Origin of the sequence: Robertmurraya beringensis (genome assembly GCF_042433785.1) — a bacterium.
In the GTDB taxonomy this organism is placed as follows: Bacteria; Bacillota; Bacilli; order Bacillales; family Cytobacillaceae; genus Robertmurraya_A; species Robertmurraya_A beringensis.
This window is the reverse complement of the sequence record NZ_JBHLUU010000026.1, coordinates 26,212-37,911: the sequence shown is the minus strand read 5'-3', so window position 1 is coordinate 37,911 and position 11,700 is coordinate 26,212. Positions and strand designations below refer to the sequence as shown.

The following is an 11,700-nucleotide window of genomic DNA, read 5'->3' as shown; positions in this document are numbered from 1 at the left end:
AACCTTGGTTTCTATTTAGATAAGAAAAGTCACTTTATACTTATAGTATCTTAAATAAGATGGAGTGGTTTTATGACGGACTTTCTACTAACACTAATAGATAAATGGGGGATAGGCGGAATTTTGTTTTCCTTATTCATTGAGGGAAGTGCCTTTCCTTTTGTTGGAACTTTTTTTATAGTCACAGTAGGGTTTATTTTAAATTTATCCTGGATTGAAGTAGCATGGATTTCACTAACTGGAAGTTTTTTATATGCTCTCGGGAGCTATATCCCTTATACCATTGGATATAAATTAGGGAATTCTGTTGAAAATAGATTGAACCTGACTCAAAGAGAAAAGTTGGTAAAGGTAAAGAATCGGTTGAACAAGTATGGTGTGTGGAGTATTGCGGTATTAAGTCCCCTTCATTTAGGTAACGTGATTCCTTTTATTGCAGGAATGTCTAATATGAAAGTTCTTCCTTATACGGCACTTACGATGTTAGGAATAGGGCCATCGACTTTCCTTTTGTTAAGTATTGGTCGTTATTATGACGGTGATGCTAAACAAATGATAAATAGGATTACTGAATATCAAACCATGTTACTAGTTATGCTTGGAGCCATGACGATTGGTTATATAAGTTGGAAAGTACTAAAACAGCGTAATCAAAGGAAAAGAATGAATGTAGTTAATAGATAAGGAGAACTTCCTAATAATGGGGAGCTCTCCTTTTTATATTTAATTTGTCAGAGGCTAGTATCGAGCCATATGCAATTGCTCACACTTTTGCATCTAAGGTATTGATTGTTTGCTATATTAAACGGCTATTCAGGTAAAATTTTTTACTAAAAATAAGTATAGTTATTTATGTATATGGCAAAAAAATAGTGGAATACGGTATATTTCGTAGTGAAGATTGAATACTTGGGGTTTGGAATGAAAGGATAAAAAGTACTGTTTGATACCATATAATCGTTAGTAAAATACTTTTCTGAAATTTTTTTACTAGTTTTAGTAAAAATATATTTACAAGTTTTACTGTTAGTGATATATTTTAATTACTGAAGCGCTTTCAATAAAAATGTAAACCAATGTGAGAGGATGTAAGCTATGAAGAAGTTTAAAAAGTATTTTAGCGTTATGAGCGGTATTGCTTTAAGTTTATCTTTAGTAGCGTGTGGACCTCAAGAAAGTAGTACGGAGAGTACTGGTTCGAACGATTCTTCCAAGAACAAAGAGTATGATTTACTAGTTTGGGAGGATATTGAAAAAGGAGCAGGTATTAAAGATGCGATTGCTAAGTTTGAAGAAGAAAATGGAGTAAAGGTGAAAGTAGTTGAAAAAGCCTATGCTCAACAAATAGAAGATTTACGTATGGATGGACCGGGTGGTACAGGACCAGATGTACTTACCATGCCGGGAGACCAAATTGGAACGGCGGTAACCGAAGGATTAATCAAAGAGTTAAATGTAGCTGAAGATGTTCAATCTATTTATACAGAAGTAGCTATGAAGTCGCAAATGGTAGAAAACAAGGTGTATGGTTTACCTAAAGCTGTAGAAACTACCATGCTTTATTACAATAAAGATTTAGTTTCTGAAGCAGAACTTCCAACCACTCTTGACGGATGGTATGACTACTCTAAGAAGGTAACGGATGGAGAAAAATTTGGATTCCTAGCTTTGTTTGACCAAATCTACTATGCACAAAGCATTTTGAGTGGGTATGGTGGATATATTTTCGGAACCGATGACAAAGGCAATTACGATCCTGCCGATATCGGGTTAAATACCAAAGGTGCTCTTGAAGGGGCAGAGTATATTCAAAAGTTCTATAAAGAAGGTCTATTTCCAGCTGGAATCATTGGTGAACAAGGAATTAATGTTCTTGAATCGTTGTTTACGGAAGGAAAAGCTGCTGCTGTCATTTCAGGTCCTTGGAATATTGATCCATTTACAAAAGCAGGAATCAATTTTGGTGTAACCAAATTACCTGAGCTTTCAAATGGTGAGAATATGAGTTCGTTCGTTGGAGTGAAGAGTTATAATGTGAGCTCTTATAGTAAAAATGCTGAACTTGCTGAGAAGTTAGTTGTATTTTTAGCAAATGAAGAAAATTCAAAAGCTCGATATGAAGTGACCAAGGAAGTTCCAGCTGTACAAGCACTTGCTAATGATCCTGTTGTAGCAGAAAGTGAAGCAGCCCAAGCGGTAGCTGAGCAATCGCAATTTGCTGAATTAACTCCAAACATTCCAGAAATGAACGAAGTTTGGACACCAACAGACTCTGCCCTGCAAACCATCGCAACTGGTAAAGCTCAACCTAAAGAAGCGTTGGAGCAAGCCGTTGAAACGATTAAAGGACAGATCGAAGCGAAGCATGGTGGAAAATAATTTGTAAGTAAACAATGGTGTCAAACGGTCCTTATGTTTGACACCATTTATTATAAGGACGGAATCTATCACACGAACGTCTAATAAGAGGTGAAAAAAGTGCAACATCGCAAAACGGCTTTGCTTTTATCAATCATTCCAGGGCTTGGTCAATTTTACAATAAGCAGTGGATAAAAGGGCTTTTATTTCTACTTTTAGCGGTTTCGTTTTTTGCAGTATTTGGTGATTTATTGAATATGGGATTTTGGGGGCTTTTCACACTTGGAACGGAAGTGCCCCGAGATAACTCGATCTTTCTCCTTGCGGAAGGGATTATTGCTGTCATTGTAACGATTTTTGGGCTTGCCTTTTACTATATTAATCTACGAGATGCTTATAAGAACGGGGCTTTGAGAGATAAAAATCAGCGGCTGCATTCTCTTAAGGAGGATTACCGCAATTTAATTGAGCAGGGTTACCCTTATGTGATCAGTGGACCATCACTCTTTATTTTAATATTTGCAGTCATTTTCCCTATTTTATTTAGTTTCGCATTAGCGTTTACGAACTACGATTTATACCATTCTCCACCGGCTAACTTAGCTGATTGGGTCGGGTTAGAAACATTTTTTGAAATCTTCACCGTTGATATTTGGCGTTCTACCTTCTTTGATGTATTAGCTTGGACGGTTATTTGGACGCTTGTGGCTTCTACTTTGCAGGTGAGCCTTGGAGTGTTTCTTGCGGTTTTAGTCAATCAGAAAGATGTGAAATTTACTAAGTTCTATCGAACGGTTCTTGTTCTTCCTTGGGCAGTACCTGGGTTTGTAACGATCTTAATATTTGCAGGATTATTTAATGATAGCTTTGGGGCAATCAATAACGATATACTGGCTGCTTTTGGAATTCAGTCCATTCCGTGGCTAACTGATGAAAATTGGACACGAGTAGCATTAATTCTTATGCAGGGCTGGTTAGGTTTCCCTTATATTTTCTTAGTAACAACAGGTGTCCTTCAGTCCATTCCGGATGACCTTTATGAAGCAGCAACGATTGATGGAGCGTCTGTTTTTGCAAAGTTTCGCCATATTACAATGCCTATGATTTTAATCGCAATGGCTCCGATCATTATTACTTAATACACGTTTAACTTTAATAACTTTAATATTATTTATCTATTTAATGGTGGTGGACCTGCTGTACCAGGATCGACGGCTGGAGGAACGGATATACTCGTTTCATGGATATACAAATTAACGATGCAATCGAGTCAGTATTCACTGGCGGCTGCATTAACCATCTTGCTATCAGTATTTGTTATCGCGATTGCACTATGGCAATTTAGACGTACGAATTCCTTTAAAGAGGGGGCTTAAAGGATGCTGAAAGATATGAAAAAACAAAAATTCTTTCGTCTCCTGTTTACACATTTGATATTAGTTTTTATGACAGTGATCATTATTTATCCATTAATTTGGACCGTTGGTGCGAGCTTTAATCCGGGAAACAGCTTGATTAGCACGTCCATCATTCCTAAAAACCCTACACTTGATCATTATCGCGAATTGTTTGCAGGGAAGGAAAGTTTGCAATATGGAAAATGGTATGCAAATTCCTTGAAAATTAGTGTTTTTACCATGATAGGGACGGTAATAAGTGTTTCTTTTACTGCCTATGCATTTTCTCGGTTTCGCTTTAAGGGAAGACAAAAAGCCTTAACATTGTTTCTATTACTACAAATGATTCCACAATTTTCTGCTCTAATTGCTCTATTTGTATTAGCGCAAATACTAGGCATGATGAATAGTCATTGGCTATTAATCCTTTTATATATTGGTGGACAAATTCCTATGAACACTTATTTGATGAAAGGATATATGGACTCGATTCCCATGGACTTGGATGAAAGCGCGAAAATTGATGGAGCAAGTAATACAAGGATCTTTTTACAAATCCTTATGCCTTTATCACGACCAATGATTGCGGTCGTCGCGATGAATGGTTTTACCGGGCCGCTGGGAGATTTCGTTTTATCATCAACCATTTTACGAACACCTGAGGCGTACACCCTACCGATTGGATTATATAACCTCGTTAATGATGTAATGGGGGCTAGCTACACGACCTTTGCAGCTGGAGCCATACTGATCAGTATTCCGATTGCGATTATATTCATTTTGCTTCAGAAGCACTTTGTATCAGGACTAACAGCTGGTGGAACGAAGGGTTGATTTCATAAAAAAGTCAATAGTAGAAGGAGACGACAATGAAAAATCATCATAAAACCTATACAACAAATGCGAAATTCATGCTTCACGGGGGAGACTATAATCCTGATCAATGGCTGGACCATCCAGAAATCTTAGCAGATGATATTAAATTAATGAAGTTAGCCCATACGAACACATTCTCTGTTGGAATCTTTGCATGGAGTGCATTGGAGCCAGAGGAAGGCAAGTACCACTTTGAATGGTTAGATGATATCTTTGACGATATTCACAGTATCGGTGGAAAAGTCATCTTAGCTACACCAAGTGGAGCACGCCCTGCTTGGATGTCGGAAAAATACCCTGAGGTTCTTCGTGTAAACTCTTCTAGAGTGAAACAATTACATGGAGGACGACATAATCACTGTTTTACAGCTCCTGTTTATCGTGAAAAAACACAGGAAATGAACCGCAAGTTAGCAGAAAGATATGGTAGTCATCCGGCATTATTGATGTGGCATATCTCAAATGAGTATGGTGGAGAGTGTCACTGCGATCAGTGTCAGATAGCTTTTAGACAATGGATAAAAAACAAATATCAAAATGATCTTAAATCATTAAACGATGCTTGGTGGGGACCGTTCTGGAGTCACACCTATAGTGATTGGTCTCAGGTTGAATCACCCTCTCCGATTGGGGAAAGTATGGTTCATGGATTGAACCTGGATTGGCGACGTTTTGTTACCGATCAAACGATTTCCTTCTATGAAAATGAGATTGTTCCAATAAGAGAACTTACGCCAGAAGTGCCAATCACAACGAATTTTATGGCAGACACATTCGATTTAATTCCGTTTCAATCACTAGATTATAGTAAATTTGCGAAGCATGTGGATGTGGTTAGCTGGGATGCGTATCCAGCGTGGCATAATGACTGGGAAAGTACGGCGAATTTAGCGATGAAGGTTGGCTTCATTAATGATCTGTATCGTAGTTTAAAACAACAACCATTCTTGCTAATGGAATCCACTCCGAGCTTGGTAAATTGGCATAGTGTGAACAAAGCAAAAAGACCAGGTATGCATCTTCTATCTTCCATGCAGATGGTAGCTCATGGTTCGGATAGTGTGATGTACTTCCAGTGGAGAAAATCACGTGGATCATCAGAAAAATTCCATGGTGCTGTGGTGGATCATGATAACAGTACGAATAATCGTGTTTTCCAAGAGGTAGCTCAAGTTGGAAAAACATTAGAAAATCTATCTGATATTGTCGGCACGAATCGTCCAGCAGATGTTGCTATTCTTTACGATTGGGAAAGCAACTGGGCTCTAAATGACGCACAAGGATTCGGATTGGACACCAAACGCTATCCTCAAACCTTGCAACAGCACTACAAGGTTTTCTGGGAAAAAGATATTCCTGTAGATGTGATTACAAAGGAGCAAGACTTTTCATCTTATAAACTATTAATTGTCCCGATGCTTTATTTAATGAGTGAAGAAACCATTTTACGTTTAAAATCCTTTGTCGCAGCAGGCGGAACACTTGTCATGACCTATATTAGTGGTCTTGTAAATGAGTATGACTTAACGTACTTAGGTGGATGGCATAAAGATCTACAGGATATCTTTGGCTTAAAACCAGTTGAAACCGATACGTATTATCCAAAAGATCGAAACTATGTGGAGTATAAAGGTCGTACGTATGAATTAAAGGATTATGCTACGATCCTTGAACTAAATACTGCAACAGTAAAGGGTGTATACACAGCTGATTTTTATGCCAATACCCCAGCTGTAACCAGCCACAAATATGAAGAAGGTAAGGCTTACTATATCGGTGGACGATTAGAAGATCAGTTCCAAAGGGACTTTTATGAAGAAATAATGAAAGAGTTGGCTCTAGAATCTGTGTCTTCAGTAAAACATGGAGAGGGGGTCTCAGTACAAGTAAGGAATGCTCCTGAAAGTGACTTCATTTTTGTTATGAATTTCACTGAGGAAAATCAAGTGGTTACCTTTGAGTTACCAGTAACAGATAAGAGTACCGGTGAAGAATTGCTAGGAGACGTATCGTTAGAGAAGTATGAAGTACGAATTGTTGAGAAAAAAAGAACGACAAATTAACGTGAATGCATACATGGGTGGGACCGGGAACCCACCCATGTATTTACGATGTGAATGGAAACGTTTACTACTCGAATACACATCTTAGCATGATTTCCATTAATATAAGAAATTTTTGATAAAGGTGAGGAGAGTATGAGAGAGATGAATAGGATGTTCGCTAGATTGCTAGCATTTACATTAATCATAAGTTCCGTTTTATTTCATCCTAGCGAAGGGGATGCACAGGTAAATCCAGTTGCAAGTGATATTTTCGTAAAAAGAGTAGCAGGAATCGATGAGGACTTTATTAAAGGGGTAGACGTGTCGAGTATTATTGCGTTAGAAGACAGTGGGGTCAAATTTTATAATGAAGCAGGAAAAAAGCAGGACATCTTTAAAACGTTAAATGATGCAGGAGTGAATTATGTTCGTGTACGAGTATGGAATGACCCTTACGATTCAAAGGGCCGTGGGTATGGCGGCGGAAATAATGATATAGAAAAGGCAATTGAAATTGGAAAAAGAGCGACCGCCAATAACATGAAACTATTAGTGGACTTCCATTACTCAGATTTCTGGGCGGACCCAGCGAAACAGCAGGCGCCGAAGGCTTGGAAGAACCTGAACTTGGAGGAAAAGAAGGTAGCGCTCTATGATTATACTAAAGAGAGCTTACAAGCCATGATGGATGAAGGAATCGATATTGGCATGGTGCAAATCGGAAACGAAACAAATGGTGGTCTTGCAGGAGAAAAAAATTGGGAAGCGATGAGCCAATTATTCAATGCGGGAAGCAAAGCCGTAAGAGAACTTGATTCTAACATATTAGTAGCCTTACACTTTACCAATCCAGAGACTTCAGGTAGATACGCTTCTATCGCGAAGACACTTCAAGAAAATGAAGTGGACTATGATGTATTTGCAAGCTCCTACTATCCTTTCTGGCACGGAACTTTAACTAATTTGACCTCTGTTCTAAAGAATGTGGCTAGTGCATATGGAAAGCAAGTGATGGTAGCAGAAACGTCCTATACCTATACAAAAGAGGATGGAGACGGCCATGGAAATACAGCACCAAAGGATTCAGGGCAAACATTAAATTATCCAATCACGGTACAAGGTCAAGCGACTGCTGTTCGGGATGTAATCGAGGCAGTGGCTAATGTAGGTGAAGCGGGAATTGGCGTTTTTTATTGGGAGCCCGCTTGGATTCCAGCTGCCCCAGATAAAAAGCTAAAGAAAAACCAAAAATTATGGGAAAAATATGGATCAGGCTGGGCGACAAGCTATGCGGCAGAATACGATCCGGAAGATGCAGGCCACTGGTATGGAGGAAGCGCGGTTGATAATCAAGCACTGTTTGATTTTTACGGTCGTCCATTATCGTCTCTGAATGTATTTAAATATGTTGATACAGGGTCGGTAGCCCCTTTGAAAATTGACGAAATAAAGGATGTTTCTTTAAGTGTTATTGCAGGAGAAGAGATCACATTGCCAACAACTGTACAGGTTACCTACAATAATGGGACCTCGGGGGTTGTACGTGTCACATGGGATGAAGAAGTTGTGAAACAAGCCATTCAAAATGGTGTGGGTACCTATGAAATAAACGGTGAGGTAGAAGGTGGAGGAACAGTCAAACTACATCTTACAATCTTCCCGGAAAACTTTGTGATGAATTCAGGATTTGAGGAAAATGATCGAAGTATGTGGAACATCCTATATAAGAATGGAACAGCACCACATACCGATTTTCAAAATAAGGCTGCTGATGCCAAGTCTGGGAACTATTCACTACATTTTTATTCTGGAGAAGAAGTGAATTTTTCTGTAGAACAGAAAATTACTGGTCTAGAGCCTGGTTACTATAATCTTTCGATGTTTTTACAAGGGGGAGATGCCAATAACTCGGATATGCATTTGTACGCATTGTCTGGTGATCAAGAATTCAAAATCCAAACCTCTGTTAATGGCTGGGTGAACTGGAGTCAACCGGTAGTGACTGATATTCTTGTGCTAGATGGAACGATTACGATTGGTGCTAGCATAAGAGCAGATGGCGGGGCATGGGGAAGTGTAGATGATTTTTACTTATACAAGGTAAAAGATATCAACTAAACAAGGTCTGACCTCCTTGATAGGGGGGCAGACTTTGTTTCATTTTCTAATTAACCCTTTCTTTTTATATAGGGATATGGAATGATAAATATATGAGATTAGCGAGATAGAGGTGATTGATATGGCCACGATCAAAGATATTGCAGAAAAGGCCGGTGTATCCATTGCTACTGTTTCACGTGTATTGAACTATGATTCTTCGCTTTCGGTTACGGATGAGACAAGGAAAAAGATATTTGAAGTCGCAGAAAAGCTCGAATATAAACGTCGGGTTGTACGAAAGTCTAGCCCTTCAAAGTTTGCGATTGTTCATTGGTATACAGAGAAAGAGGAACTCGAAGATTTATATTATATGTCAATACGGTTTGGAATAGAAACAAGATGTCAGCAGCTGGATGCACAAATCGTAAAGTATTTTTACAATGATATTGAGGAGTTAAAGCAGGAAAATATTCAAGGAATTATCGCCATAGGTAAGTTCAGCGAAAACCAAGTGCGGGCTCTAGCGGAGATTACCGAACACATCGTTTTAGTTGACCATAGTTTGATGGATGATTCGTATGATTCAGTAATTACAGACTTTGATAAGGCTACGAAAAAGATCGTCGATCACCTGTTAGATAAAGGACACCATTCCATTGGGTATATTGGTGGTAGAGAATACTACAGAGATCAATCAGGTGAGATCGCAGACCTTCGGGAAAAGACATTTTATAGTTATATGAATGAAAAGAGACTGTGGAACGAAAGCTTTATTTATACAGGATCTTTCTCAGTGGACGACGGATATCGATTAATGAAACAAGCGATCCTTGAACACCAAGAAGCGTTACCAACGGCCTTTTTTGCGGGAAATGACCTTCTTGCCATCGGAGCCCTCCGAGCATTGCACGAAGAAAATATCGTAGTTCCAGACAGAGTGAATATCATTGGTTTGAATGATATTAGTGTTTCAAAATATATTTATCCATCACTCTCAACATTGAAGGTCCATACCGAAATGATGGGAGAAGTAGCGGTTGATTTAGTCATGGAACGAGTGATGGGACGTAAAGTGTCCAAGAAGGTGCAGCTGGGAACAGAGCTGATTATTCGTGACAGTAGTTTTTAGTGAATTCCCTAACAGTTAGAAATAAATCGAAATGGCATACGAATGGAGTATGCCATTTTTTCGGTTTATTAAAAATTTCCTATTTTATTGATTTTATGAATTTCTTCCGTTCCTGCATTCAAGGCCGTCTTGTAATAATTGCATTTATGATTTATGACCTCCATAGTCTTATTCAGTTCTTCCAACTGTGCTTCCACAATCGCTTTTCTCTCCAAGAACATGTCATATCTTTGTTGTAAGGTGGAATCTCCCTCTGAACACCATTCGATGAATCCTTTAATTTCTTTAATAGGCATCCCCGTAGATTTTAGACATTGAATAATTTTTAGTGCTTCAATATCAGAGTCTTTAAATAAACGAGTTCCACTAGGAGTACGTTCCACAAAAGGCATTAGACCCTCCTTATCGTAGTATCGTAAGGCATATACTGTTAGATCTAATTCTTTTGCAACTTCGCTTATAGAATAGGTCATCGTCAATTATCTCCTTTTATCTATTTATAGACTTCGAGTTAACTCTATGTTTTAGCAAGATTTTATCATTCTGTATACCCAACGTCAAAGTTTAATATATGTCGTATTCTTCACAAACTTATGCTTGACCTAGAGTTAACTATAGGGCCTATTCTAGATTTGCAAGAGAATAAAGGGATGTTACATCTGATCCTAGTCGATTCTCTAGAAAAATCAAAGTATAGTGGAGGTTTATACAAATGACAATAGCTAAAGCGAGAGCAGTCGATGGTCCAGACCAACCGTTTCGAGTGGCTGAAATTAAAAGACGTGACCTTGATTTACACGATGTTCTAATTGAAATTAAATATGCAGGCATATGCCACTCTGACATCCATACTGCACACGGCGAATGGGGTGAAGTGAATTATCCTCTAGTACCCGGACATGAAATTGCAGGAATTGTTACTGATGTAGGAAAAGAGGTGACAAAGTATAAGGTAGGTGACCGGGTAGGGGTCGGATGTATGGTTGATTCTTGTGGCGACTGTGAGAATTGCCGTAAAGGGGAAGAACAATACTGTCTTAAAGGAAATGTTCCTACCTACGCGGGTGTTGACAAATATGGTGAACCTACTCAAGGTGGCTATTCTACTCACATTGTGGTAACGGAGGACTTCGTAGTCAGAATTCCTGATGGTATTGAGCTTGATGTTGCAGCACCATTACTTTGTGCAGGGATTACGACATATTCCCCATTAAATCATTGGGGAGCTGGTCCAGGGAAGAAAGTAGCGGTTGTTGGTCTGGGCGGTCTTGGTCATATGGCTGTCAAGATTGCACACGCCATGGGTGCGGAAGTTACCGTCCTTTCGCAAACTTTGAGTAAAAAGGAAGATGGTTTGCAATTTGGAGCGGACAGCTACTATGCCACAAACGACCCAGAAACATTCAAGGAGCTCGCCGGAACCTTTGACTTAATTATTAACACGGTAAGTGCAAAAATTGACATTAGTGCGTATCTCTCACTGTTAACACTAGATGGTACTTTAGTAAATGTTGGTGCGCCTGCAGAGCCATTGCCAGTAAATGTGTTCTCTCTTATCGGCCACCGTCGCTCTTTTGCAGGTTCAATGATTGGAGGCATTCGTGAGACTCAGGAAATGTTAGACTTCTGCGCAGAACACAACATTGTCCCTTCTATTGAAGTCATTTCGGCAGACCAAATTGATGAAGCCTACGAACGTGTACTAGCTTCAGATGTGAAGTACCGGTTCGTAATTGACACTAGCACAATGTGATTTGTGTAGTTGATAAATTCTATTGGTGATTTTTAGGATGT

The 11,700-nt window shown here is 39.0% G+C and carries 8 protein-coding genes and 1 pseudogene; 8 read left to right on the top strand and 1 reads right to left on the bottom strand.

Going from position 1 to position 11,700, the window contains the following annotated elements; genetic code table 11:
- Positions 1-72: 72 nt before the first annotated feature.
- The 7 genes and pseudogenes from ACFFHF_RS08885 to ACFFHF_RS08855 all read left to right on the top strand — a co-directional run bounded on the left by ACFFHF_RS08885 (position 73) and on the right by ACFFHF_RS08855 (position 9,906).
- On the top strand, positions 73-684 hold the full coding sequence (locus ACFFHF_RS08885) for a VTT domain-containing protein (protein WP_160547332.1): 612 nt from the start codon (positions 73-75) through the stop codon (positions 682-684).
- A 411-nt stretch (positions 685-1,095) separates the two neighbouring features.
- Positions 1,096-2,379 (top strand): arabinogalactan oligomer ABC transporter substrate-binding protein GanS, encoded by a 1,284-nt coding sequence (gene ganS / locus ACFFHF_RS08880; protein WP_160547333.1) that lies wholly within the window; start codon positions 1,096-1,098, stop codon positions 2,377-2,379.
- 99 nt (positions 2,380-2,478) lie between these two features.
- Positions 2,479-3,735, top strand: a pseudogene (gene ganP, locus ACFFHF_RS08875) (galactooligosaccharide ABC transporter permease GanP).
- A 3-nt stretch (positions 3,736-3,738) separates the two neighbouring features.
- Positions 3,739-4,590 carry a galactooligosaccharide ABC transporter permease GanQ gene (gene ganQ, locus ACFFHF_RS08870; RefSeq protein ID WP_160547334.1) on the top strand — a complete coding sequence of 284 codons (852 nt, stop codon included), beginning with the start codon at positions 3,739-3,741 and terminating at the stop codon, positions 4,588-4,590.
- 35 nt (positions 4,591-4,625) lie between these two features.
- Positions 4,626-6,695 carry a beta-galactosidase GanA gene (gene ganA, locus ACFFHF_RS08865; protein WP_340902535.1) on the top strand — a complete coding sequence of 690 codons (2,070 nt, stop codon included), beginning with the start codon at positions 4,626-4,628 and terminating at the stop codon, positions 6,693-6,695.
- Between the two features lie 135 nt (positions 6,696-6,830).
- Complete coding sequence (locus ACFFHF_RS08860; RefSeq protein WP_160547335.1) at positions 6,831-8,795, top strand: glycosyl hydrolase 53 family protein; 1,965 nt, start codon at positions 6,831-6,833, stop codon at positions 8,793-8,795.
- Between the two features lie 121 nt (positions 8,796-8,916).
- A complete protein-coding gene (locus tag ACFFHF_RS08855; protein WP_340902537.1) occupies positions 8,917-9,906 on the top strand; it encodes a LacI family DNA-binding transcriptional regulator in 990 nt (329 codons plus the stop codon).
- Positions 9,907-9,974: 68 nt separating this feature from the next.
- Here the strand turns inward: ACFFHF_RS08855 and ACFFHF_RS08850 are convergent, their stop codons facing one another.
- On the bottom strand, positions 9,975-10,379 hold the full coding sequence (locus ACFFHF_RS08850; protein WP_340902538.1) for a MerR family transcriptional regulator: 405 nt from the start codon (positions 10,377-10,379) through the stop codon (positions 9,975-9,977).
- Positions 10,380-10,618: 239 nt separating this feature from the next.
- Between ACFFHF_RS08850 and ACFFHF_RS08845 the strand changes: the two genes are divergently transcribed.
- Positions 10,619-11,659 carry an NAD(P)-dependent alcohol dehydrogenase gene (locus ACFFHF_RS08845; RefSeq protein WP_340902539.1) on the top strand — a complete coding sequence of 347 codons (1,041 nt, stop codon included), beginning with the start codon at positions 10,619-10,621 and terminating at the stop codon, positions 11,657-11,659.
- Positions 11,660-11,700 lie beyond the last annotated feature (41 nt).

Coding starts and splice junctions, on each gene's coding strand:
- ACFFHF_RS08885 (WP_160547332.1), top strand. CDS start 73: ATGACGGACTTTCTACTAACACTAATAGATAAATGGGGGATAGGCGGA.
- ganS (WP_160547333.1), top strand. CDS start 1,096: ATGAAGAAGTTTAAAAAGTATTTTAGCGTTATGAGCGGTATTGCTTTA.
- ganQ (WP_160547334.1), top strand. CDS start 3,739: ATGCTGAAAGATATGAAAAAACAAAAATTCTTTCGTCTCCTGTTTACA.
- ganA (WP_340902535.1), top strand. CDS start 4,626: ATGAAAAATCATCATAAAACCTATACAACAAATGCGAAATTCATGCTT.
- ACFFHF_RS08860 (WP_160547335.1), top strand. CDS start 6,831: ATGAGAGAGATGAATAGGATGTTCGCTAGATTGCTAGCATTTACATTA.
- ACFFHF_RS08855 (WP_340902537.1), top strand. CDS start 8,917: ATGGCCACGATCAAAGATATTGCAGAAAAGGCCGGTGTATCCATTGCT.
- ACFFHF_RS08850 (WP_340902538.1), bottom strand. CDS start 10,379: ATGACCTATTCTATAAGCGAAGTTGCAAAAGAATTAGATCTAACAGTA.
- ACFFHF_RS08845 (WP_340902539.1), top strand. CDS start 10,619: ATGACAATAGCTAAAGCGAGAGCAGTCGATGGTCCAGACCAACCGTTT.